The sequence below is a fragment of the Pseudomonas sp. P8_229 genome (assembly GCF_034008635.1).
GTDB lineage: Bacteria > Pseudomonadota > Gammaproteobacteria > Pseudomonadales > Pseudomonadaceae > Aquipseudomonas.
In genome coordinates this window covers 2,615,255-2,637,805 of sequence record NZ_CP125378.1, presented here as the reverse complement: position 1 = coordinate 2,637,805, position 22,551 = coordinate 2,615,255, and the positions used below count along the sequence as shown (strand labels likewise).

General features: G+C 61.2%; 20 protein-coding genes. 13 read left to right on the top strand and 7 right to left on the bottom strand.

Going from position 1 to position 22,551, the window contains the following annotated elements; genetic code table 11:
* Positions 1-11: 11 nt before the first annotated feature.
* Positions 12-1,154 carry a DegT/DnrJ/EryC1/StrS aminotransferase family protein gene (locus tag QMK55_RS11985; RefSeq protein ID WP_320329238.1) on the bottom strand — a complete coding sequence of 381 codons (1,143 nt, stop codon included), beginning with the start codon at positions 1,152-1,154 and terminating at the stop codon, positions 12-14.
* A gap of 156 nt (positions 1,155-1,310) precedes the next feature.
* Between QMK55_RS11985 and gcvP the strand changes: the two genes are divergently transcribed.
* Positions 1,311-4,184 carry an aminomethyl-transferring glycine dehydrogenase gene (gene gcvP, locus QMK55_RS11980; protein ID WP_320329237.1) on the top strand — a complete coding sequence of 958 codons (2,874 nt, stop codon included), beginning with the start codon at positions 1,311-1,313 and terminating at the stop codon, positions 4,182-4,184.
* 186 nt (positions 4,185-4,370) lie between these two features.
* Here the strand turns inward: gcvP and QMK55_RS11975 are convergent, their stop codons facing one another.
* Complete coding sequence (locus QMK55_RS11975) at positions 4,371-4,688, bottom strand: DUF2388 domain-containing protein (protein ID WP_102354863.1); 318 nt, start codon at positions 4,686-4,688, stop codon at positions 4,371-4,373.
* Between the two features lie 139 nt (positions 4,689-4,827).
* On the opposite strand from QMK55_RS11975, the gene QMK55_RS11970 reads away from it, so the two are divergent.
* Entirely contained in the window at positions 4,828-5,805 is a 978-nt protein-coding gene (locus QMK55_RS11970; RefSeq protein WP_146011264.1) for a hypothetical protein, read from the top strand.
* A 5-nt stretch (positions 5,806-5,810) separates the two neighbouring features.
* On the opposite strand, the gene QMK55_RS11965 is transcribed toward QMK55_RS11970, so the two are convergent.
* Both QMK55_RS11965 and QMK55_RS11960 read right to left on the bottom strand, forming a co-directional pair.
* The gene (locus QMK55_RS11965; RefSeq protein ID WP_320329236.1) at positions 5,811-7,595 is read right to left on the bottom strand and encodes a GspE/PulE family protein; all 1,785 of its coding nucleotides are present in this window, start codon (positions 7,593-7,595) and stop codon (positions 5,811-5,813) included.
* 91 nt (positions 7,596-7,686) lie between these two features.
* Positions 7,687-8,025 carry a hypothetical protein gene (locus QMK55_RS11960; protein ID WP_320329235.1) on the bottom strand — a complete coding sequence of 113 codons (339 nt, stop codon included), beginning with the start codon at positions 8,023-8,025 and terminating at the stop codon, positions 7,687-7,689.
* 126 nt (positions 8,026-8,151) lie between these two features.
* Between QMK55_RS11960 and QMK55_RS11955 the strand changes: the two genes are divergently transcribed.
* The gene (locus tag QMK55_RS11955) at positions 8,152-8,616 is read left to right on the top strand and encodes an Lrp/AsnC family transcriptional regulator (RefSeq protein WP_102354867.1); all 465 of its coding nucleotides are present in this window, start codon (positions 8,152-8,154) and stop codon (positions 8,614-8,616) included.
* 139 nt (positions 8,617-8,755) lie between these two features.
* On the opposite strand, the gene QMK55_RS11950 is transcribed toward QMK55_RS11955, so the two are convergent.
* Positions 8,756-10,126 (bottom strand): inorganic triphosphatase, encoded by a 1,371-nt coding sequence (locus QMK55_RS11950; protein ID WP_320329234.1) that lies wholly within the window; start codon positions 10,124-10,126, stop codon positions 8,756-8,758.
* A 156-nt stretch (positions 10,127-10,282) separates the two neighbouring features.
* Here QMK55_RS11950 and argE point away from each other — a divergent pair, with 156 nt between their 5' ends.
* Positions 10,283-11,437 (top strand): acetylornithine deacetylase, encoded by a 1,155-nt coding sequence (argE, locus tag QMK55_RS11945; protein WP_102354869.1) that lies wholly within the window; start codon positions 10,283-10,285, stop codon positions 11,435-11,437.
* Positions 11,438-11,704: 267 nt separating this feature from the next.
* A complete protein-coding gene (argA, locus tag QMK55_RS11940) occupies positions 11,705-13,006 on the top strand; it encodes an amino-acid N-acetyltransferase (RefSeq protein WP_102354870.1) in 1,302 nt (433 codons plus the stop codon).
* Between the two features lie 122 nt (positions 13,007-13,128).
* Here argA and tauA read toward each other — a convergent pair whose 3' ends face one another.
* A complete protein-coding gene (gene tauA, locus QMK55_RS11935; protein WP_413817459.1) occupies positions 13,129-14,124 on the bottom strand; it encodes a taurine ABC transporter substrate-binding protein in 996 nt (331 codons plus the stop codon).
* A gap of 363 nt (positions 14,125-14,487) precedes the next feature.
* Here tauA and QMK55_RS11930 point away from each other — a divergent pair, with 363 nt between their 5' ends.
* The 8 genes from QMK55_RS11930 (at position 14,488) to QMK55_RS11895 (ending at position 21,747) form a co-directional block, all read left to right on the top strand.
* Complete coding sequence (locus QMK55_RS11930) at positions 14,488-15,813, top strand: OprD family porin (RefSeq protein ID WP_102354871.1); 1,326 nt, start codon at positions 14,488-14,490, stop codon at positions 15,811-15,813.
* A 295-nt stretch (positions 15,814-16,108) separates the two neighbouring features.
* A complete protein-coding gene (locus QMK55_RS11925; RefSeq protein WP_041072107.1) occupies positions 16,109-16,747 on the top strand; it encodes a peroxiredoxin in 639 nt (212 codons plus the stop codon).
* Positions 16,748-17,067: 320 nt separating this feature from the next.
* The gene (ssuE, locus tag QMK55_RS11920; protein ID WP_320329233.1) at positions 17,068-17,661 is read left to right on the top strand and encodes an NADPH-dependent FMN reductase; all 594 of its coding nucleotides are present in this window, start codon (positions 17,068-17,070) and stop codon (positions 17,659-17,661) included.
* Between the two features lie 89 nt (positions 17,662-17,750).
* Positions 17,751-18,731 carry a sulfonate ABC transporter substrate-binding protein gene (locus QMK55_RS11915; protein WP_320329232.1) on the top strand — a complete coding sequence of 327 codons (981 nt, stop codon included), beginning with the start codon at positions 17,751-17,753 and terminating at the stop codon, positions 18,729-18,731.
* Between the two features lie 25 nt (positions 18,732-18,756).
* The gene (gene ssuD, locus QMK55_RS11910; protein WP_320329231.1) at positions 18,757-19,905 is read left to right on the top strand and encodes an FMNH2-dependent alkanesulfonate monooxygenase; all 1,149 of its coding nucleotides are present in this window, start codon (positions 18,757-18,759) and stop codon (positions 19,903-19,905) included.
* 8 nt (positions 19,906-19,913) lie between these two features.
* Positions 19,914-20,696 (top strand): aliphatic sulfonate ABC transporter permease SsuC, encoded by a 783-nt coding sequence (gene ssuC, locus QMK55_RS11905; protein WP_115146594.1) that lies wholly within the window; start codon positions 19,914-19,916, stop codon positions 20,694-20,696.
* A complete protein-coding gene (ssuB, locus tag QMK55_RS11900) occupies positions 20,693-21,499 on the top strand; it encodes an aliphatic sulfonates ABC transporter ATP-binding protein (protein WP_102354875.1) in 807 nt (268 codons plus the stop codon). Before ssuC ends, ssuB begins: the two co-directional genes overlap by 4 nt.
* A 32-nt stretch (positions 21,500-21,531) precedes the next feature.
* The gene (locus tag QMK55_RS11895; RefSeq protein ID WP_007967989.1) at positions 21,532-21,747 is read left to right on the top strand and encodes a TOBE domain-containing protein; all 216 of its coding nucleotides are present in this window, start codon (positions 21,532-21,534) and stop codon (positions 21,745-21,747) included.
* 167 nt (positions 21,748-21,914) lie between these two features.
* Here the strand turns inward: QMK55_RS11895 and QMK55_RS11890 are convergent, their stop codons facing one another.
* The gene (locus QMK55_RS11890) at positions 21,915-22,541 is read right to left on the bottom strand and encodes a TetR/AcrR family transcriptional regulator (RefSeq protein ID WP_102354876.1); all 627 of its coding nucleotides are present in this window, start codon (positions 22,539-22,541) and stop codon (positions 21,915-21,917) included.
* Positions 22,542-22,551 lie beyond the last annotated feature (10 nt).

The following is a 22,551-nucleotide window of genomic DNA, read 5'->3' as shown; positions in this document are numbered from 1 at the left end:
GTGGGCGTCGATCAGGCGTCGCGCAACACCGCTTTCACTGCCGCGACCGAACGCTCGACATCGTCCTTGGTCATGGTAGTGAACATCGGCAACGACACGATCAGGCGTCCAACGCGCTCGGCCACCGGCAGCATGCCTTCCTTGAAACCGCGCTCGCGGTACAGGCTGAGCAAGTGGATCGGCGGATAGTGATAGCCGATGCCGATGCCTTTGGCCTGCATCTGCTCCATAAACGTGGCCCGCGCTGGCAAGCCGTCCTTGCGCTCCGGCAGCACCAGCTGGAACAGGTGCCAGTTGCTGTTGGTGAAATCCGCGGGCGGCAGTTGGGCGCCATAGGTCGCTTCAAAGTCATCGCCAAAACATTTGAAGTAGTGACGGGCCAGTGCCTGGCGATGGGCGGTCAGCGCTTCGATGTGGGCAAACTGTCCCAGACCGATGGTGGCGGCAACGTCGGTCATGTTGAACTTGCCGCCGAGCACATCGACGTCGAGGCCGTCGAAGCCGTTGCGGGTCACGCCTTGCAGGCGGTATTTCTCCGCCAGCCGTGCTTCTTCCGGGGTGTTCAGCACCAGGCAGCCGCCCTCGGAGCAGGTCACGTTCTTGTTCGCCTGGAAGCTGAACGACACGAAATCGCCGCTGACACCGATGCGCTGGCCGTTCCAGCTCGAACCCAGGGCCTGGGCGGCGTCTTCGACGATGCGCAGATTGTGTTTGCGGGCGATGGCGTACAGCCGATCCATGTCCACCGGCAGGCCGGCGAGGTACACCGGGATCACCGCTTTGGTGCGCGGGGTGATTGCCGCTTCCAGCTGGTCCAGGTCGATGTTGCGGGTCACCGGGTCGATATCGGCGAACACCGGGGTGGCGCCGACTTCGAGGATCACGTTGGCGGTGGCGACCCAGGAGATCGGCGTGGTGATCACTTCATCACCCGGCCCGATGCCGGCGATGCGCAGGGCGATTTCCATGGTGCAGGTGCCGGAGTTGAACGTGCGCACCGGGCGCCCGCCAAAATATTCCGACAGCTGTGCTTCGAAGGCCTGGACCTTCGGCCCGCTGGTGATCCAGCCGGAGCGCAGCACATCGCCGACGGCGGCAATCGTGGCTTCATCAATGACAGGTTTGGAAAACGGCAGGAACGGCAGTTGGCTCATGGGGATTGGATCATCCGAAAGTTGGACGCCTGATGCAGGCGCTACAGCATGCCCCGGAACGCCCTGTGCCGCCAAGCCGTGCGCGTCGGTATCGGCTGCTATGCTGGTTTGACCGTGTTGCATTGACGCCGAGCGCCAGTCAAGAGAGAGCCCGTCATGTCCCAGTTGCCATCCTTGAGCCAGTTACGCGACCCTGAAGCCTTCCTGCGCCGCCATTTGGGCCCCGACGCCGCCGAACAGCAGGCGATGCTCGACAGCCTCGGTCTCGGCAGCCGGGTCGAACTGATCGAGCAGACGGTGCCGCCGGGCATTCGTCTGAACCGGGCGCTGGATTTGCCACCGGCCCTCGACGAACAGGCAGCGCTGGCCAAGCTGCGTGGCTATGCCGAGCAGAACCAGGTGTGGACCAGCCTGATCGGCATGGGCTACCACGGCACGCTCACGCCGACCGTCATCCTGCGCAACGTGCTGGAAAATCCCGGCTGGTACACCGCTTACACCCCGTATCAACCGGAGATCGCTCAAGGCCGACTCGAAGCGCTGCTGAATTTCCAGCAACTGACCATCGACCTCACCGGGCTTGAACTGGCCAACGCCTCTTTGCTCGACGAAGCCACTGCTGCGGCGGAAGCCATGGCACTGGCCAAGCGTGTGGCGAAGTCCAGGAGCAATCTGTTTTTCGTCGACGAGAACTGTCATCCGCAGACCATCTCCGTGGTGCAGACCCGCGCCGAAGGTTTCGGCTTTGAACTGATCATCGACGCTGTGGATAACCTGAAACAGCACCAGGTGTTTGGCGCACTGCTGCAGTATCCCGACACCCACGGCGAGATCCGCGATCTGCGCCCGGTCATCGATCAACTGCATGCGCAGCAGGCGCTGGCCTGTGTGGCGGCGGATCTGCTGAGCCTGTTGCTGCTGACACCACCGGGTGAGCTGGGCGCCGATGTGGTGTTCGGCTCGTCCCAGCGCTTTGGTGTGCCGATGGGCTACGGCGGCCCGCATGCGGCGTTTTTCGCCAGCCGCGAAGAATACAAACGGGCGATTCCCGGGCGGATCATTGGTGTCTCGAAGGACGCCCGGGGCAACGTCGCGTTGCGCATGGCCTTGCAAACCCGTGAGCAACACATTCGCCGGGAGAAGGCCAATTCGAACATCTGCACCGCGCAGGTGCTGCTGGCCAACATCGCCAGTTTCTACGCGGTCTATCACGGGCCCGAAGGCTTGAAACGGATCGCCCAGCGGGTGCATCGGCTGACCTGCATTCTGGCGGCGGGGCTGGAGCGCCATGGTCTTTCTCGGGTCAACGGGCAGTTTTTCGACACCCTGACCCTCGACGTGGGTGGCGCGCAAAGCGCGATCATCGACAGCGCCAAGGCAGCGCAGATCAACCTGCGGATTCTCGGGCGCGGTCGTGTGGGGCTGAGCCTTGATGAGACCAGCGACGAAAGCACGGTGGCCAGGCTGTTCGATGTGCTGCTGGGTGCCGATCATGGCTTGAACGTCGAGCAACTCGATGCAGAAGCACTGGTTTCAGGCATCCCCGACAGCCTCCAGCGCAAGACGCCTTACCTGCGCCATCCGGTGTTCAACGCTCACCACAGCGAAACCGAGATGCTGCGCTACCTCAAACAACTGGAGAACAAGGATCTGGCGCTCAACCAGTCGATGATCCCGCTGGGCTCCTGCACCATGAAACTCAACGCCACCAGCGAGATGATCCCGGTCACCTGGCCGCAGTTCGCCAACCTGCATCCGTTCGCGCCTCGGGAGCAGGCGCTCGGGTACACCTTGATGATCGAAGAGCTGGAGCGCTGGTTGTGCGCGATCACCGGGTTCGATGCGATCTGCATGCAGCCCAACTCCGGGGCGCAGGGCGAGTACGCCGGGCTGCTGGCGATTCGCAAATATCACGAGAGCCGGCATCAGGGCGCACGGGACATCTGCCTGATTCCGTCTTCGGCCCACGGCACCAACCCGGCTTCGGCACAGATGGCCGGGATGCGCGTGGTGATTGTCGAGTGCGACGAGGCCGGCAACGTCGATCTGGATGACCTGAAAACCAAGGCTGCCGAGGCAGGGGACAAGTTGTCGTGCCTGATGGCGACCTATCCTTCGACCCACGGCGTGTACGAGGAAGGCATCAGCGAGATCTGCGAAGTGATCCACAAGCATGGCGGGCAGGTGTACATGGACGGCGCCAACCTCAATGCGCAGGTCGGGCTGGCGCGCCCGGCGGACATCGGCGCCGACGTGTCGCACATGAACCTGCACAAGACTTTCTGCATCCCGCATGGAGGCGGCGGGCCGGGCATGGGGCCGATCGGCATTCGTGCGCATCTGGCACCGTTCGTCGCCAATCACCCGGTGGTACCGATTGACGGCCCGTTGCCGCAGAACGGCGCGGTCAGCGCGGCGCCGTGGGGCAGTGCGAGCATTTTGCCGATCAGCTGGATGTACATCGCGATGATGGGGCCGCAGTTGGCGGATGCCAGCGAAGTGGCGATTCTCGCGGCGAATTATCTGGCGCAACACTTATCCGGCGCTTTCCCGGTGTTGTACACCGGGCGCAACGGGCGGGTGGCCCATGAGTGCATTCTCGATTTGCGGCCGTTGAAGGCGCAGACCGGGATCAGTGAAGAGGACGTCGCCAAGCGTCTGATGGACTACGGCTTCCACGCGCCGACCATGTCATTCCCGGTGCCGGGGACGTTGATGGTCGAGCCGACCGAGAGCGAGTCCAAGGCCGAACTGGACCGCTTTATCGGCGCCATGTTGAGCATTCGTGCGGAAATCACCGAGGTGCAGAACGGCAACTGGCCGGCGGAAGACAATCCGCTCAAGCGTGCTCCGCATACCCTGGCGGATGTTACCGGGGTCTGGGAACGGCCCTACAGCATCGAACAGGGCATCACCCCGGATGCGCACACCAAGGCGCATAAATACTGGCCGGCGGTGAACCGGGTGGATAACGTCTATGGGGATCGCAATCTGTTTTGTGCCTGTGTTCCTGTGGACGATTACCGCTGATGTCCCCGTGCGACCCGATTCATTGTAGGAGTGAGCCTGCTCGCGATAGCGGTGCATCAGTCGCCGAATCCATTGCCTGGAGTACAGCTATCGCGAGCAGGCTCACTCCTACAGGGGGGGAGTGAAGCGGGAAATGCAGGCAAAAAAATGCCGCTCGATCGAGCGGCATTTTTCTCGGCGCCAGGCTTACTCGGTTTCCACCGCGTTTTTCGCCAGAATCGCATTCGCCAGTTCCATGTCCGTGGCCTGCAGGCCCGGGTTGTCGGCGCGGACTTTCTGCATTGCCGCTTCCAGGTACGGCCCACGGATGCCGCCATCGCTGGCGACGAAGCTGCCGGCATCGTCCTGCGCGGCAACGATCAGCTTGTGATCCTTGAAGGTCAGGTAGGTCGAACCGGTGGTGGCGCCGGACGAAATGACGTTACGCCAAAAGCTGTCGGCCATCGCTGAACCAACGGGAAGGGACAGCAAGGCAAGGGTGGCGACAGCAAGTTTGAGACGCATGATTGAGTGACTCCTGGGGGTTAACTACGGCCTTGGATCGTCATTTACCCGATCCAGTTCCATGACTGTCCAGTCATGGGCGCTGTTGTGCTGGAGGCGAGGCGACTTGTTTGTCACCATGTGCCTTTGTTTCTCAAGCATGGACGCAACCTTGGGTTTGATCGGTCTGTTTTACGCGCTGTTCTGGTGGCTGCTCCTCGTCAGTTTCATCGGGCTGCCGGTGCTGTTGATCATGCTGAGTGTGCCGGCGTGGCGCCGGTCGCTGCTGCTGCATCCGCGCAAGCTTGCAGCCATTGCCCTGGTATGTGTGCCCGTGGTTGGCCTGACCGTTTATCAAATGGTGAGCAGTGCCCAGGACAGTCGCGCGCGTAATCCCAGGCTCGATCATGACGTTCAGATCGGCAACATGGCCCTGCCGGCGGGTACTCGATTGCATCTGAGTACGCTTGAGCCGCTGGATGAGAATGGTCAGCCACAAGTCCATGGCCTGGCAAGTCTCGATCGCGCTGATTTTGCCGGCCCGCATAGCCTTGCCGGGATGCAGGTTTCGGCAATCAAAATGTATCGCCTGCCGGAAACCGAGTTGCTGCTGGTGGGTGATCAGGTCATCGATGGCTGGCCCTGCGCAGGCGGCAGCTGGTTGACCATGACGGTCACCGAACAGACGCGATTGCAACCTGAACGCTGGGCGTTCGGCGCTTGTACGTTGGTCGGCGGGACGCGGATTGTCGGCGAAACCTGGCCCGCCGAGAGCAGGGTCTATCGCGAAGACGACCACTACAGCGTCAGCGACTGGATGGCGAAGGAGCCGGTTTCAATGCGTGGCATTGTGCTGTCGAGCGTCACCGTGAAACTGGACAAGCAGCGCAGGCTGCTGCGTTGGGACGGTCAGTTGCAAAACCCGATGACCCTGGGTGAATGGCAGTACCCGCACGGCATGCGCGTGGGGCAAAGCCATCCGGGTACGTTGATGTTCAGCCCGAGCCAGTCTTACGCCGCACGAAACCTGCGAACCGGGGAGGGGCTCAAGCTCAATCACTCGATTCTGCAACGCAGGTCGGATGGCTCGGTGCTGTGGATCAAGCCGAATGCCGAGGTCAATGTCGCCGACTGGTAACCTCGCTAGCGCTGCTCGCTCTGCGGTGTCACTCGCAGCACTTCTTCAAGGGTTGTCAGCCCTGCCGCGACCTTCTGCGCCCCCGACAGGCGCAGGCTGCGCATGCCTTCCTTGAAGGCTTGCCGGCGAATGGCGGTGAGGTCGGTGTCGGGGGTGATGAAAGCTTTGAGGCTGTCGCTCAGTTGCATGATTTCGTAGACCCCGGCACGCCCGCGATAACCGGTGTCGCGGCACTCCAGGCAACCGATCGCCCGCTGCGCGTTGCCCGGCAGTGGCGCTTGCCACGGTCGGGTCAGGGTCTGCCAGTCTTCCTCTTCCAGCGTCAGCGGCGCCTTGCAGTGCGGGCACAAGGTGCGCACCAGACGCTGGGCCATGACCCCGAGCACCGTGGCCTTGATCAGATAATGCGGCACACCGAGTTCGAGCAGACGGCTGATGGCGCTCGGCGCATCATTGGTGTGCAGGGTCGACAGCACCAGGTGTCCGGTGAGCGCGGCCTGGATCGCCATTTCGGCGGTTTCCAGGTCGCGGATCTCGCCGATCATGATGATGTCCGGGTCCTGTCGCATCAATGCGCGCACCCCGGCGGCGAAGCTCAGGTCAATGTTGTGCTGCACCTGCATCTGGTTGAACGCCGGTTCGACCATCTCGATCGGGTCTTCGATGGTGCAGAGGTTGATCTCCGGCGTCGCCAGCTTCTTCAGCGTGGTGTAGAGCGTGGTGGTCTTGCCCGAACCGGTCGGCCCGGTGACCAGAATGATGCCGTTGGGCTGGCGGGTCATGTCCTGCCAGCGGCGCAGGTCGTCGGCGGAAAAGCCCAACTGATCGAAGTCCTTGAGCAGCACTTCCGGGTCAAAAATGCGCATGACCATTTTTTCGCCGAATGCGGTGGGCAGCGTTGAGAGCCGCAGCTCGACTTCGCCGCCGTCCGGGGTCTTGGTCTTGACCCGGCCGTCCTGGGGTTTGCGCTTTTCGGCGACGTTCATCCGCCCGAGGCTTTTCAGGCGGCTGACGATCGCCATGGTCACCTGCGGCGGGAATTGATAGACGTTGTGCAGCACGCCGTCGATGCGAAAACGCACCGTGCCCTGTTCGCGGCGCGGTTCGATGTGGATATCGCTGGCGCGCTGCTGAAAGGCGTACTGGAACAGCCAGTCGACGATGTTGACGATGTGCGCATCGTTGGCGTCCGGCTCCTGATCACTGGCGCCGAGGTTGAGCAGTTGTTCGAAGTTGCCGAGGTTGCCGTTCTGCGGGTCGGCGTTGTTGGCGCCGCTGACCGATTTGGCGAGGCGGAAGAACTCGACGCTGAAGCGCTGGATGTCCACCGGGTTGGCAACCACCCGTTTGATCGGCAGCTTCAGCACGTGGGTCAGGTCGGCTTCCCAGCCGGTGACGTAGGGCTGGGCGCTGGCGACGACCACGGCGTCGCAGTCGACCGCCACCGCGAGAATCTTGTGCCGCTGGGCAAACGCATAGGACATCAGCGGGGTGATCGCGGCGACGTTGATCTTCAACGGGTCGATGCGCAGATACGGTTGGCCGGCCTGCTGGGCCAGCCACAGGGTCAGGCTTTCCAGGTCCAGGTGTTTGCCCGGACGGCTGAGGTCGTCCAGTTGCTGGCTGGCGATGAATTCCAGTGGATGCTGCTGGCCGCGGGTCGCGTGGCGGCGACGGGCATTGAGCGCCTGCTCCGCCGAGTCCTGGCTGATAAAGCCTTGGGCGACCAGTTCACGCAATACATCGTTGAGATCCAGCCAGCGGTCCTGAGTGGCGAGTTGAACGGACATGCGGGCTTCCTTTTGAACGACAGTTCGCAAAGGATAGTCGTGGCCCCGCAGACCGCTGGGCCACTACCCGACAAAGCCGTTGCCGGATTCGTCAGGCGCTGGCCTGTGCCGGCGCATCCCAAGCCGTGTCGGCGTTTTGCAGGTTCACCGAGCAGACGCTGATCAGGTTACGAAGTTTTTCCGCAATCACTTGCGCGCGATGCCAACTGCAACCGCCCATGACGATGTCGATCGACATCAAGTCGTCCATCCGCTGCACGTTGACCTGTTCGGGTGTGAGGAATTGCAGGGCGAACAGGTTGAGCACCCGCACCAGCAAATCCGGCTCGGCCTCGGCGAGGATCTGATACTGCGCCAGGCAATGGCTGTTGTTGACGTTCCAGACATCGGCTCGGGTTGGGGTGGCGTTCACGGCTTCAAGGTGCGGCATGGCAAGTCTCCAGAATCACTGGAGAAATTTTTACATTCGGTGCCGGGCATTTCTTGGCTAAGATCGGTGTTATTGGCGAGTGATCGACTGGATCAATTCGCAGGATCCTGTATTTGAGGTTTTTCTATGCACTGTGAGCTGGACGCCTACGACCGCAAGATACTCGCCCTGCTGCAAGAGGACGCTTCATTGTCCAGCGCACAGATCGCCGAGCAGGTGGGTTTGTCGCAGTCGCCTTGCTGGCGGCGGATTCAGCGGATGAAGGAGGAGGGGATCATTCGCGGCCAGGTGACTTTGCTCGATCGCAAGAAGATCGGCCTGAACACGCAGATCTTCGCCGAGATCAAACTCAACGCCCACGGGCGTTCGAACTTCACCGAATTCACCGAGGCGATTCGTGGCTTTCCGGAAGTGCTGGAATGTTATGTGCTGATGGGCGCGGTGGATTTTCTGTTGCGCATTGTCGCGGCGGACATCGAGGCGTATGAGCGGTTCTTCTTCGAGAAGCTGTCGCTGGTGCCGGGGATTCAGGAAGTGAACTCGATTGTGGCGTTGTCGGAGATCAAATCCACAACCAGCCTCCCGGTTTAGCGCGAATAACCTCGGGGCTAGGGGGATTTACTGTGGCGAGGGGATTTATCCCCGATGGACTGCGCAGCAGTCCCCGCTTTTTTTAAGAGCGGGGCCGCTTCGCGACCCATCGGGGATAAATCCCCTCACCACACAGTCATCACATGCGCAGAAGCATTTTCCACGCGCGATTCTGGTAAACCGCGATCGCTTGCTGCTTGCGTGCATCGAGCAGTTCGTCAGTGATCGTCGGTTCGTTGGCCAGTTGCGCCAGTTTGTTCAGCTCGCCGTACAGGCGATCCATTTCCGGGATCTCCAGCACGTTACGCGCGTGGTGCAGCCAGGCCTGGATGCGCTCGATACGCGGCAGTTGCTCGGCCAGATCTTCCGGCTGTTGCTGATAGCGCTGCAATTGCAGGGAGGTGGCTTCTTCGCCCAGCATGCGCGGCAGCCAGCTGTGCAGTTGCGCGGCGCCTTGGCGGTTACCGCGAGTGTTGCGCTCGGCGGTCCAGGTGCGGGCCAGCAGCCAGCGCGACGCGGTCAGCGAGAACAGGCCCCAGCGCGGGTCTTCCAGCTCTTCGAGGAATTGCTCTGGCGCCGCCTTGCGCACGTCTTCGTCTTCGATGCCGACCTGAACCAGCGGGCGCCAGTCTTCGAGCAAGGCATCGAGTGCCACGCGCAAGTCGTGCGTCGCCGGACGCGGTGCGGCCTGGCCGAGGCTGCTGAGCAGGGCGCGCATTTCCGCGAGGTTTTCGACCCAGTCCAGCAGCAGGCGCCAGTGGCCGTTGAAACGGTACTGTTCAGCCAGACGCTGGCTGCTGCCGAGCAGGTGCCAGCAGAGCGCGGCGAAGGCGTCGTCGAGTTGGGTTTCCGGCGTCAGTTGCGGCGCCGGCAGGCTCAGCGAGTAGCTGTTGGCGTCATACAGACGGTAGCCGCGTTCGGCCTTGCTGATGTCGCATGGCATCAGGGCCAGGGTTTCCGCCAGTTCGGCGGCCAGTTCCAGTAGCGCGGCCGGCTCGCCTTCGCGCAGTTCCAGTTCCAGCTCGCAGATTTCTTCTTTCTGCTTGCCGACCACCACGTGACCGAGGTCCAGTGCGGCTTCAATGACCACTTTGGCCTTGCCGCGGCCCCAGGCGATTTCCGCGCGCTCGCGGACGAAATCGGTGGTGAAGATTGGCTTCAGGGTTTTCTTGTCCAGCTCGGCCAGCGACTCGGGCCAGCATTCGCCGTCGAGTTTCTTTACGTCGAGCTTGGCTTTGGGCAACTTCCAGTCGTACTCGTTACGCTCGGACAGACCGGCCACGCTCTGGCCGCGGGTCTTGAGGGTCTGAATCACTTCGTCACCGTCCTTGCGCAGGCGCAGGGCGACTTTGGCCTGGGCCAGGTCGCGCTCGGGGGTGTCGAAATACTGGTTCATCAGCTCACGGCGTTCCCAGCCATTTTTGTTGCGTTTTTTCAGTAACGGGTGCTCGCGCAGGGCGGCGAGGGTTTCGCGGCTGACGCGGAGTTTGATTTCGGTTTCTTTCTGCATGGCCGGAAAATCCAGGATCGGGAGCGCAGCCGGGGGAATGTGTGGCTGCCAAGGCCGTGCAGTGTACAGGACTGATACGTCCTACGCCCTGCGGCGGTTTATTCCTGGCGCCGGATGGCTCTATGATGGACTTCAAATCGGGAGTTGGAGCCAGCGATGCCTTTGCCGTCCATGCAAGACCAGTTCGCTGCACTGATCGCCGCACCGTCGGTCAGTTGCACCCAACCGAGCCTGGATCAGTCCAACCGGGCGGTGATCGATTTGCTCGCCGGATGGCTGGGGGATCTGGGCTTCAGCTGCGATATCCAGCAGGTTAGCCCCGGTAAATTCAACCTGCTCGCCAGTTTCGGCAGCGGCCCCGGCGGCCTGGTCCTGGCCGGGCACAGCGATACCGTTCCTTATGACGATGCGCTGTGGCAGACCGATCCGCTGAAGCTCACCGAAGTCGACGGCCGCTGGGTCGGGCTGGGCAGCTGCGACATGAAGGGCTTTTTTGCCCTGATCATCGAAGCCGTGCAGCCACTGCTTGACCAGCCATTCAAGCAACCGCTGCTGATCCTCGCCACCTGTGATGAAGAAAGCTCGATGTCCGGTGCCCGAGCGCTGGCCGAGGCCGGTCGTCCGATTGGGCGCGCGGCGGTGATCGGCGAGCCGACCGGGCTCAAGCCGATCCGCATGCACAAAGGCATCATGATGGAGCGCATCGACATCCTCGGGCAGAGCGGCCATTCGTCGGATCCGCGCCTGGGCCACAGCGCCCTCGAAGCGATGCACGACGCCATCGGCGAACTGCGCGGCCTGCGCCTGTTGTGGCAGCGTGAATTCAACAACCCGCAGTTCAGCGTGCCGCAACCGACCCTGAATTTCGGCTGCATCCATGGTGGTGATAACCCGAACCGCATTTGCGGCCAGTGTTCGCTGGAATTCGACCTGCGCCCGTTGCCGGGCATGGACCCTAAAGTCCTGCGCGCGGAGATTCTGCGCAAGCTCAATCCGGTCGCTGAACGGCATCAGGTGAAGATCGATTACAAACCGTTGTTCCCGGAAGTGCCATCGTTCGAGCAGGCCGAAGACGCCGAATTGGTGCGCATCGCCGAAAAGCTCACCGGTCACCGTGCCGAAGCAGTAGCGTTCGGCACCGAAGCGCCTTATCTTCAGCGCCTTGGCTGCGAAACCATCGTGCTCGGCCCCGGCGACATCGCCTGTGCACATCAGCCCGGCGAGTACCTTGAAATGTCACGTTTACAGCCTACCGTGCATCTACTACGGCAGTTGATTGAACATTACTGCCTGAGCACTGATCAACGGTGATGTTCCCTTTGTAGGAGTGAGCCTGCTCGCGATAGCGGTGAACCAGTCACCGAAGATATTGACTGACACTGCGCTATCGCGAGCAGGCTCACTCCTAAAAGGGACTGTGTCCTGTCTGACCAAACGCTGTAAATTGCCAGCATCCCAACCCGTATTCATGAGGAGAGCGCGCGTGTCGCCAAGCCTGTTCCGACGATAACCATCAGCCCGCTGTGCGTTTTCCGTTTCGCCCTTTTTTCGGCTGCTATTTATTACAGGCCCAGGTTCATGCCCGAATACGTCAATTGGCTTCGTCACGCGTCCCCTTACATCAATGCCCACCGCGATTGCACCTTCGTCGTCATGCTGCCCGGCGACGGCGTGGAACATCCGAACTTCGGCAACATCGTCCACGACCTCGTGCTGCTGCACAGCCTTGGTGTGCGTCTGGTGCTGGTCCATGGTTCGCGCCCGCAGATTGAAACCCGCCTTGCCGCCCGCGGCCTGACCCCCCACTACCACCACGGCATGCGCATCACCGATGCGGCGACCCTGGAGTGCGTGATCGACGCTGTCGGCCAGTTGCGCATCGCCATCGAAGCGCGCTTGTCGATGGACATGGCGTCGTCGCCGATGCAGGGCTCGCGCCTGCGGGTGGCCAGCGGCAACCTCGTTACCGCGCGGCCGATCGGCGTGCTGGAAGGTGTCGACTATCACCACACCGGCGAAGTGCGTCGGGTCGACCGCAAAGGCATCAATCGTCTGCTCGACGAACGCTCGATCGTGCTGCTGTCGCCGTTGGGCTACTCCCCGACCGGTGAAATCTTCAACCTCGCCTGTGAAGACGTCGCCACCCGCGCCGCCATCGACCTCGGTGCCGACAAACTGCTGCTGTTCGGCGCCGACCTTGGCCTGATCGACGAAAACGGCAGGCTGGTGCGCGAACTGCGCCCACAGCAAGTGCCGGCGCATCTGCAGCGTCTTGGCAGCAGCAACTATCAGGCGGAACTGCTGGATGCCGCCGCCGAGGCCTGCCGTGGCGGTGTCGCGCGCAGCCATATCGTCAGTTATGCCGAGGACGGCGCGCTGCTGACCGAGCTGTTCACCCGTGACGGTGGCGGTACGCTGGTGGCCCAGGAGCAATTCGAGCTGGTGCGCGAGGCGGCGATTGAGGACGTCGGCGGTTTGCTCGACCTGATCAGTCCGCTGGAAGAACAGGGGATTCTGGTGCGCCGCTCGCGTGAAGTGCTGGAGCGCGAGATCGAGCAGTTCAGCGTGGTCGAGCGTGAAGGCATGATCATCGCCTGTGCGGCGCTGTACCAGATCGCCGATTCGGATGCCGGTGAGCTGGCGTGCCTGGCGGTGAACCCGGAGTACCGCCACGGTGGTCGCGGCGACGAGTTGCTGGAGCGCATCGAAACCCGGGCCCGGGCACAAGGCCTGAAAACCCTGTTCGTCCTCACCACCCGTACCGCGCACTGGTTCCGCGAACGTGGTTTCGAGCCTAGCAGCGTCGAGCGCCTGCCAGCGGCGCGGGCCTCGCTGTACAACTATCAGCGCAACTCGAAGATCTTCGAAAAGACCCTCTGAAGATTAGCGAAGGACTCTTGTGGCGAGGGGATTCATCCCCGATGGGCCGCGCAGCGGCCCCCTTCACCAAAAGCAGGGGACTGCTGCGCAGTCCATCGGGGATGAATCCCCTCACCACATATTCAATTGTTTTCGCTTACAAACTTCGCGCTGACATACGGTGAATAGTCCGGCAGCACCGTTTCAACCTTGCCTTGCTCCTTCAAAAACTTCGCCGTTTCAGCAATCGCCTTGGCCGTGCCGCCATCCAGCAGCGCAGTGGTTTGCTGTGCCTTGGCATCCGGGAACGCAGAACCAGCCAGCAGTTGGGGAACATCGGCGGCATTGGCACCGGTCAATTTGGCGATTTTCTGCACCGGCGCCGAGTCAGCCGTCCAGTTGTCTTTATGGCTGGCGTAATCGGCAAACGCGTCTAGAGTGACCTTGGCAAATTTGGCGATCACTTCAGGATGTTTTTCGGCGTAGTCCTTGCGCGCGACCCAGACTTCGAAGGTCGGCGCACCCCATTGGCCGACTTGTGCAGCATCGGTCAGGGTCTTGCCAGTCTTGCGAATTTCCCCCAGCGCCGGCGACCAGACAAACGCGCCGTCGATGTCACCGCGCTTCCACGCTGCGGCGATTTCCGCGGGCTGCAGGTTCACCACTTTGACTTTGCTGGTGTCCAGCTCCCAGTGCTTGAGTGCGCCGAGCAAGCTGTAATGAGAGGTGGAAACGAAGGGGGTGGCGATGGTCTTTCCGACCAGATCCTGGGGGCTGTTAATCCCGCTGCCATTGCGTACCACCAACGCTTCGGCGGCATTGATCTGCGCTGAAACAATGAATGCGACGATCGGCAGATTGCGCGAAGCGGCCGCTGCCAAAGGGCTGGAGCCGAGGTTGCCGATTTGTACGTCGCCCGATGCAATGGCTGTCACAACTTGCGGGCCACTATTGAAGCGTCGCCAGTCGATCTTCTGGCCGATGGTTTTCTCGTAGGTACCGTCGGCTTGAGGGACTTTGCTTGGGTCGATACCGGTTTGATAACCGATGGTGAGGTTGGCGGCGTGGGCGGAGAAAGAAATTATTACCGACACACAAACTGTAACAATTTGACTAGATAGTGCACGTTTGACCATGATGGCGTCGCCTTTTAGATAGGGATTGACGTGTTTCAGATGAGTCAACGCTAATCGATCTAAAAATAGGCGAATAAATACCATTTAGTAATTAGCTTAGTAGCCGATATCCTGTGTTGCGCTGCAGGTGGCCATTACTGGGCCATATATCTGAATGGCATAAAAAAGAATGAAATAATTCTTTTTGGGGTTATCAGGAAAGTCAGTACTGTGCAGGGACCCAAATACCGCGATTAGACCTTGGTCGTAGACATACAAGGTTACGATTGACTTGTCAGTCACGCTCTGGCGCTAATCGCGAACCTACGGATCCGGGCATTCGACCAGGACCAGGAACACAAGAATTAGAAACGAGAGGAGCTTTACATGAACAAGTCCACCTTGGCCCTGGCTGTGGCCGTAGGGGTTTTGGCGCAGCAGGCAGGCGCCGCCGGTTTCATCGAAGACAGCAAGGCCACTCTGGGCCTGCGCAACTTCTACATCAACACCGACAACCGTGACGGCACTGGCCCGAACAAGAACGAAGAGTGGGGCCAAGGCTTCGATCTGCGTTTCATCTCGGGTTACACCCAAGGCACCGTGCAGTTCGGTGTTGACGCGATCGGCCTGTACGGCGTGCGTCTGGATTCCAGCCCGGCCACCAGCGGCAACTCCGCCGGTACCGCTTCCGGCGGCACCGTGTTCCCAAGCGATGGCAATCGCGCTGTGAATGACTTCGCCAGCCTGGGCGTGACCGGCAAGGTCAAGATTTCCCAGACCGAGCTGAAGGTCGGTACCCTGATGCCGAACAACCCGGTCATCAAGTACAACGACGGTCGTCTGCTGCCGCAAACCTTCCAGGGCGAAGCGATTACCTCGAACGAATTCAAGGACCTGACCCTGACTGCCGGTCAGGTTGAGGCCGTGAAAGGTCGTAACTCCAGCAACAACGAGAACATGTCGATTGCCGGTGCGAACGCTGGTTCGAACTATGACAAAGGCGTGTTCAGCAACAAGTTCTACTACGGTGGTGCTGACTACAAGATCAACAAAGACCTGACCGCTTCGTACTACTACGGTGAGCTGAAGGATTTCTACTCGCAGAACTTCCTGGGTCTGGTACACAACTGGGGCATCGGCCCGGGCGTGCTGAAAAGCGACCTGCGTTACTACCGCAGCCGTGACAACGGTGCCAACGGCGATACCGCTGCCTACTACACCAGCGGTTACTACGGTGGCAAAACCGTCAAGGGCAAGGTCGACAACGACCTGTACAGCTACCTGGCGCTGTACTCGGTTGAAGGTCACACCTTCGGTGCCGGCTACCAGTACACCAAAGGCGACAGCGACTTCCCTTGGCTGAACCAGGGTGACGGCTCGTCCAACAGCACCATCACCGACATGCAGATCCAGAAGTTCGCCCGTGCTGGCGAGCGTACCTGGCAGGCTCGCTACGGCTACGATTTCGCCAAGATCGGCGTTCCTGGTCTGACCGCCAACCTGATCTACCTGCGTGGCAACAACATCGACACTCCGCTGGGCGAAAAAACCGAGTGGGAACGTGACCTGACCGTAGGTTACGTGATCCCTGAAGGTCCGCTGAAAAACCTCGGCGTAGCCTGGAAAAACGCTATGTGGCGCACCGACCTGGCGAACACCCGTTCCCAGGACGAAAACCGCCTGATCGTCAGCTACTCGATCCCGCTGCTGTAATAGCGCGTTCAAGCTGCTGATATAAAAAAGCCCCGTCCGGCACCGTGCCGGACGGGGCTTTTGCATTTTCGAGTCAGACTCACCCCCGTAAGCCCTTCCCGAAATTCCCCTCTTTTGCAGCTACTCAAGGCCTTCTCGAACCTTGAGGGCGATGTTCGTCGCGATGCCGGCGAGCGTCCAGTGAACGATGTTTAATATTCCTTTAGATTCTAGATATCTAGTTATTTATTCTTTTTAATAATGGCGAATCCCGAGCTACAGTTGAGTTCTCCAACAACTCATCAGGAGCAGCACCATGAGCCTCAGACTCGGCGACATCGCCCCCGACTTCGAACAGGATTCCAGCGCCGGCAAGATTCGTTTCCACGAGTGGCTGGGCGATAGCTGGGGCGTGCTGTTCTCCCATCCGGCCGACTTCACCCCGGTGTGCACCACCGAACTGGGCTTCACCGCCAAGCTCAAGGATGAGTTCAGCAAGCGCGGCGTCAAAGCCATCGCGCTGTCGGTCGACCCGGTGGACTCGCATCACAAGTGGATCGAAGACATCAACGAAACCCAGAACACGATCGTCAACTTCCCGATCCTGGCCGATGCCGATCGCAAGGTCTCCGATCTCTATGACCTGATCCATCCGAACGCCAACGACACGCTGACCGTGCGTTCGCTGTTCGTGATCGATCCGAACAAGAAGATCCGCCTGACCATCACTTATCCGGCGAGCACCGGGCGCAACTTCCACGAGATCCTGCGGGTGATCGATTCGCTGCAGCTCACCGACAACTACAAGGTGGCGACCCCGGCCAACTGGCAAGACGGTGAAGAAGTGGTGATCGTGCCGTCGCTCAAGGATGAGGAAGAGATCAAGCGACGCTTCCCGAAAGGCTATCGCGCAGTGAAGCCGTACCTGCGTCTGACGCCGCAGCCGAACAAGTGATCTTCTTGGGCAGATCGTTCCCACGCTCTGCGTGGGAATGCCGCCCGTGACGCTCCGCGTCACAGTGGACGCGGAGCGTCCATGGATTCATTCCCACGCAGAGCGTGGGAACGATCAGCGTGTAGCCACAAAGCAGGGGATTTCAGGCCGTTTCGACGGCCTTTTTTTTCGCCCGAAGAAAGCTGAAATTTATATCTCCAAAACGCATAACCAAATGAATAAATATGATTTATGGATATATTAATCAGCTGGTAAGGTCACTCCCATCGAAGCGAGATCGCAACCCGCGAATCGCCTGTAACGCGCAAGGAATCGTCTGAATGCTGGTCGTCTCACTCGGTGGTAGCCCCAGCCAACGCTCCCGTTCCGGAGTGTTGCTGGAGCGCTCGCAACGCTGGTTGCAGGAGCAGGGAGTGGAAGTGGTGAGTTATCAGGTGCGGGACTTCCCGGCCGAAGACCTGCTCCACGCCCGCTTCGACAGCCCGAAGGTGCTCGACCTGCTGGCGCAGATTGAAAACGCCGACGGCCTGCTGATCGCCACCCCGGTCTACAAAGCGTCATTTTCAGGCGCGCTGAAGACCGTGCTCGACCTGCTGCCGGAGCGCGCCCTGAACCACAAGATTGTTCTGCCGATGGCCACCGGCGGCAGCATCGCCCACATGCTGGTGGTCGATTACGCCCTCAAGCCCGTGCTGTCGGCGTTGAAAGCCCAGGAAATGCTGCAAGGCATCTTCGCCGAGGACAGCCAGATCGCGTACGGCGAAGGCAGTGCCCAGGCGCAATTGGCACCAGCAATGGAGCAGCGTCTGCATGAAGCGCTGGATCAGTTTGTCAGCGCCATGGCCCGCCGGCCGAAACCGCTGGAGCCGGGCTTGTTGAATGAACGTTTGTTGAGTGCTCGCTGGAGCATTTAAGCCTCACCGAAACTTGAAGTACTCACCTTACTCAGCCGTCAACGGCCAAGCAGGTGCAGCCAAAACCCAACAGCAAAAAGGAGAGCGCTATGCGCACTGTATTTTTGCGTCGTGGTCTGGTCGCTCTGTTTGCTGCGGCTGTCACCTTCGGCGCCATCACTCAAGCTCAGGCCGAGACGCTACGAATCGGTTATCAGAAGTACGGCACGCTGGTGCTGCTCAAAGCCAAAGGCACGCTGGAAAAACGTCTGGCCGCCCAAGGCGTCGACGTGCAATGGACTGAGTTCCCCGGTGGCCCGCAATTGCTTGAAGGCCTGAACGTCGGCTCGATCGACTTCGGTGTCACCGGCGAAACCCCACCGGTGTTCGCTCAGGCAGCCGGTGCCGATCTGCTCTACGTCGCCTACGAACCGCCGGCGCCGAACAGCGAAGCGATCCTCGTGCCGAAAGACTCGCCGATCAAATCGGTGGCCGATCTCAAAGGCAAGAAAGTCGCCCTGAACAAAGGTTCCAACGTGCACTACCTGCTGGTGCGTGCGCTGGAAGACGCCGGTCTCAAGTACTCCGACATCCAAACCGTGTTCCTGCCGCCCGCCGATGCTCGCGCCGCGTTCGAACGTGGCAGCGTCGACGCCTGGGTCATCTGGGATCCGTACCAGGCCGCTGCCGAGAAACAACTGCAAGCGCACACCCTGCGTGACGGCAAAGGCATCGTCGACAACCACCAGTTCTACCTCGCCACCAAGCCCTACGCCCAGAAAAACCCCGAGGTGATCAAGACCCTCGTCGAGGAAGTGCGCGCGGTGGGCGAGTGGTCCAAGGCCAACCCGCAGGACGTGACCCAACAGGTTGCGCCACTGCTCGGCCTGCCGGCGGACATCATCCTGACCTCGGTGAAACGCCAGGGCTACGGCGCGCTGTTCCTGACCCCGGAAGTGGTCGCCGCGCAGCAGAAAATCGCTGACACGTTCTTCCAGCTCAAGCTGATTCCCAAGCCGTTGAGCATCAAGGACGTGATCTGGACACCACCGGCCGCTGTGGCCCAAAGCTCGGCCACCCAAGCCCAGTAACTCGAATTCCCAAGGAGACCACTCCATGAGCCTCAATATCTTCTGGTTCCTGCCTACCCACGGCGACGGCCATTACCTTGGCACCGCCGAAGGCGCTCGCACCGTCGACCACGGTTATCTGCAACAAGTCGCGCAAGCGGCGGATCGTCTGGGTTTCGGCGGCGTGCTGATTCCCACTGGCCGCTCCTGCGAAGACTCGTGGCTAGTGGCGGCGTCGCTGATCCCGGTGACCCAGCGTTTGAAGTTCCTCGTTGCCCTGCGCCCCGGGATCATTTCCCCGACGGTCGCGGCGCGGCAGGCAGCCACGCTCGATCGTCTGTCCGGCGGCCGTGCGCTGTTCAACCTGGTGACCGGTGGCGACCCGGAAGAGTTGGCCGGCGACGGTCTGTTCCTCAGCCACGAGGAGCGCTATCAGGCTTCGGTGGAATTCACTCGCATCTGGCGTCGTGTGCTGGAAGGCGAAACGGTTGATTACGACGGCCAGCACATCAGCGTGAAGGGCGCCAAGCTGCTCTATCCGCCGATCCAGCAACCGCGTCCGCCGCTGTACTTCGGCGGATCTTCTGAAGCAGCACAGGATTTGGCTGCGGAACAAGTCGAGATGGTGCTGACCTGGGGCGAGCCGCCAGCAGCCGTCGCCGAGAAGATCGAACAGGTGCGGGCCAAAGCCGCCAAGCTCGGCCGCACTGTGCGCTTCGGCATTCGTCTGCACGTGATCGTGCGGGAAACCAACGCCGAGGCCTGGCAAGCGGCAGACCGGCTGATCTCGCATCTGGACGACGACACCATCGCTCGCGCTCAAGCTTCGCTGGCGCGTTTCGATTCGGTCGGCCAGCAACGCATGGCCGCGCTGCACGGCGGCGGCCGCGACAACCTCGAAGTCAGCCCGAACCTGTGGGCCGGTGTCGGTCTGGTGCGCGGTGGTGCCGGTACCGCGCTGGTTGGCGATGGCCCGACTGTGGCTGCACGCGTGAAGGAATACGCGGATCTGGGTATCGATACCTTCATCTTCTCCGGTTATCCACACCTCGAAGAATCGTACCGGGTCGCTGAGCTGCTGTTCCCGCACCTCGACATCGAGCGTCCGGAACTGCCGAAAAGTGCCGGTTACGTCAGTCCGTTCGGCGAGATGGTTGCCAACGACATTCTTCCCAAAGCCGCGTCGCAGAGCTGAGGCGCGCCATGAAGAAAATCATCCACAGCCTCGCGCCCTGGGCGTTGCCGGTGTTGTTACTGGCGGTGTGGCAGTTGTCGGTGTCGGCCGGCTGGTTGTCGACGCGGATCCTGCCGGCGCCGGTGGCGGTGATCGAGGCCGGTGTCAGTCTGGTGCGCAGCGGCGAAATCTGGACGCACCTGGCAATCAGCGGCTGGCGCGCGGCGCTGGGCTTCGCCATCGGCGGCAGCATCGGTCTGGTACTGGGTTTCATAACCGGCCTGTCGAAGTGGGGCGAGCGCCTGCTCGACAGCTCGGTGCAGATGATCCGCAATGTGCCGCACCTGGCGCTGATCCCGCTGGTGATCCTGTGGTTCGGCATCGACGAGTCGGCGAAGATTTTCCTGGTGGCATTGGGCACGTTGTTCCCGATCTACCTCAACACCTATCACGGCATCCGCAACGTTGATCCGGCGCTGGTGGAAATGGCGCGCAGTTACGGCTTGAGCGGTTTCAGCCTGTTCTGGCAGGTGATTCTGCCGGGCGCGCTGCCTTCGATTCTGGTTGGCGTGCGCTTCGCGTTGGGCTTTATGTGGCTGACGCTGATCGTCGCCGAAACCATTTCCGCCAGCTCTGGCATTGGCTATCTGGCGATGAACGCCCGGGAGTTCTTGCAGACCGACGTGGTGGTGTTGGCGATCCTGCTTTACGCCGTGCTCGGCAAACTCGCCGACCTCGCCGCCCGTGGACTTGAACGTGTGTGGCTGCGCTGGCATCCGGCCTATCAGGTTGCCAAGGGAGGTGCGGCATGACCGCTCAACAACCTCCACGCTTGCTGCGCGGGATTCCGCTGGTGGTGCGCAATCTGCAGAAAACCTTCGGTGCGCGGCAGGTGCTGCGTGACATCGACCTGCACATTCCGGCGGGGCAATTCGTCGCCGTGGTCGGGCGTAGTGGTTGCGGCAAAAGTACTTTGCTGCGCTTGCTCGCCGGCCTCGATCAACCGACTGGCGGTGACTTGCTGGCCGGATCTGCGCCGCTCAGCGATGCGCGGGAAGACACCCGCTTGATGTTCCAGGAAGCACGGCTGCTGCCATGGAAAAAGATCATCGACAACGTCGGGCTCGGCCTCAAGGGCAACTGGCGTCCGCAAGCTCTGGAAGCGCTGGAAGCGGTGGGGCTGGCGGATCGTGCCCATGAATGGCCGGCGGCGTTGTCCGGTGGGCAGAAGCAGCGCGTCGCACTGGCGCGGGCGCTGATCCACCAACCGCGTCTGCTGTTGCTCGACGAACCGCTCGGTGCGCTGGACGCCCTGACCCGGATCGAGATGCAGCAACTGATCGAGCGCTTGTGGCAGCAGCACGGCTTCACGGTGCTGCTGGTGACCCACGACGTCAGCGAAGCGGTAGCGATTGCCGACCGGGTGATTTTGATCGAGGACGGCGAAGTCGGTCTCGATCTGCAAGTGGAATTGCCGCGCCCTCGGGTACGTGGCTCGCACCGACTGGCGGCGCTGGAAACCGAAGTGCTCAACCGCGTTTTGTCCCTGCCTGGCGAACCGCCAGAGCCAGAACCTGTTTCACCCCTGCCTACGCAATTGCGTTGGGCGCAATAACTCAAGTTCTATCAACGACAGGAATCAAAGCCATGACTATCAAAGCCATCAACGTGCGCAACCAGTTCAAAGGCTCGATCAAGGAGATCGTTCTCGGCGACGTGCTGTCGGAAATCGACGTGCAAACCGCTTCGGGCATCGTCACTTCGGTGATCACCACCCGTTCGGTCAAGGAGCTGGAACTGGCGGTGGGCAGCGAAGTGATCGCCTTCGTGAAATCCACCGAGGTGTCGATCGCCAAGTTGTAAGCCTGTGAGTAAAAAACAACCCCGAAAGGCGTGAGCCCTTCGGGGTTTTTTGTGCATGGCGATCGTTCCCATGCTCCGCGTGGGAATGCCACTTGGGACGCTCCGCGTCCAGTGACGCGGAGCGTCACGGGCTGCATTCCCACGCAGAGCGTGGGAACGATCATGGCTCAGCGCTTGGGTAGATACGGCGGCAGATACAGGCCGATGTAAGCATCAAACACCCTCATCCCTTCCTCGGCCATGCGCGGCGTGATCTGCCCATGCTGCTGCACTGAGCGCGCATACACGCGGTCGCCCAGCTCCATCGCCAGGGCAAACACGTCGACGTCGCTCGGCAGGCGCGGTAATTCGAAGTGATGGTCGAACAGCTTGTGCATCAGGTCGCCCAGTTCGATGTCGTGCTGGCGGTCAGCCTGGGTCACTTCGGTCAGCCCGTGCTGAGCAAGGATCAACTGGCGAGCAGCCGCGTCTTCATCGTAGATCTCCAGCATCCGCTCCTCGACCAGCCGCGACAGGTCGCGCCAGTCGCGCAGGGCATCGTGGTCGATCGGCGCTTGCAGGCAGGCGCGAAACGCCGCATGCACATCGGCGGTCAGCGCTTCGAGTAACGCCGGCACGCTGGCGAAGAAGTGGTACACGGAGGAGGGCGGAATCTGCGCGCGTTCGGCCACGCTGTAGATCGACAGGCTGGCCACACCCTCGGCGGCCAGCAACGTGCGCGCGGCATCGAGTATCGAATCGATCCGCGCCTGGCTGCGGGCACGGGGTTTGCGGACGGGGGCGGGACGCGTCATGGAAGTCTCC

Excerpts from the sequence above, each read along its gene's own strand:
- QMK55_RS11985 (WP_320329238.1), bottom strand. The coding sequence starts at position 1,154 with ATGAGCCAACTGCCGTTCCTGCCGTTTTCCAAACCTGTCATTGATGAA.
- gcvP (WP_320329237.1), top strand. The coding sequence starts at position 1,311 with ATGTCCCAGTTGCCATCCTTGAGCCAGTTACGCGACCCTGAAGCCTTC.
- QMK55_RS11975 (WP_102354863.1), bottom strand. The coding sequence starts at position 4,688 with ATGCGTCTCAAACTTGCTGTCGCCACCCTTGCCTTGCTGTCCCTTCCC.
- QMK55_RS11970 (WP_146011264.1), top strand. The coding sequence starts at position 4,828 with ATGGACGCAACCTTGGGTTTGATCGGTCTGTTTTACGCGCTGTTCTGG.
- QMK55_RS11965 (WP_320329236.1), bottom strand. The coding sequence starts at position 7,595 with ATGTCCGTTCAACTCGCCACTCAGGACCGCTGGCTGGATCTCAACGAT.
- QMK55_RS11960 (WP_320329235.1), bottom strand. The coding sequence starts at position 8,025 with ATGCCGCACCTTGAAGCCGTGAACGCCACCCCAACCCGAGCCGATGTC.
- QMK55_RS11955 (WP_102354867.1), top strand. The coding sequence starts at position 8,152 with ATGCACTGTGAGCTGGACGCCTACGACCGCAAGATACTCGCCCTGCTG.
- QMK55_RS11950 (WP_320329234.1), bottom strand. The coding sequence starts at position 10,126 with ATGCAGAAAGAAACCGAAATCAAACTCCGCGTCAGCCGCGAAACCCTC.
- argE (WP_102354869.1), top strand. The coding sequence starts at position 10,283 with ATGCCTTTGCCGTCCATGCAAGACCAGTTCGCTGCACTGATCGCCGCA.
- argA (WP_102354870.1), top strand. The coding sequence starts at position 11,705 with ATGCCCGAATACGTCAATTGGCTTCGTCACGCGTCCCCTTACATCAAT.
- QMK55_RS11930 (WP_102354871.1), top strand. The coding sequence starts at position 14,488 with ATGAACAAGTCCACCTTGGCCCTGGCTGTGGCCGTAGGGGTTTTGGCG.
- QMK55_RS11925 (WP_041072107.1), top strand. The coding sequence starts at position 16,109 with ATGAGCCTCAGACTCGGCGACATCGCCCCCGACTTCGAACAGGATTCC.
- ssuE (WP_320329233.1), top strand. The coding sequence starts at position 17,068 with ATGCTGGTCGTCTCACTCGGTGGTAGCCCCAGCCAACGCTCCCGTTCC.
- QMK55_RS11915 (WP_320329232.1), top strand. The coding sequence starts at position 17,751 with ATGCGCACTGTATTTTTGCGTCGTGGTCTGGTCGCTCTGTTTGCTGCG.
- ssuD (WP_320329231.1), top strand. The coding sequence starts at position 18,757 with ATGAGCCTCAATATCTTCTGGTTCCTGCCTACCCACGGCGACGGCCAT.
- ssuC (WP_115146594.1), top strand. The coding sequence starts at position 19,914 with ATGAAGAAAATCATCCACAGCCTCGCGCCCTGGGCGTTGCCGGTGTTG.
- ssuB (WP_102354875.1), top strand. The coding sequence starts at position 20,693 with ATGACCGCTCAACAACCTCCACGCTTGCTGCGCGGGATTCCGCTGGTG.
- QMK55_RS11895 (WP_007967989.1), top strand. The coding sequence starts at position 21,532 with ATGACTATCAAAGCCATCAACGTGCGCAACCAGTTCAAAGGCTCGATC.
- QMK55_RS11890 (WP_102354876.1), bottom strand. The coding sequence starts at position 22,541 with ATGACGCGTCCCGCCCCCGTCCGCAAACCCCGTGCCCGCAGCCAGGCG.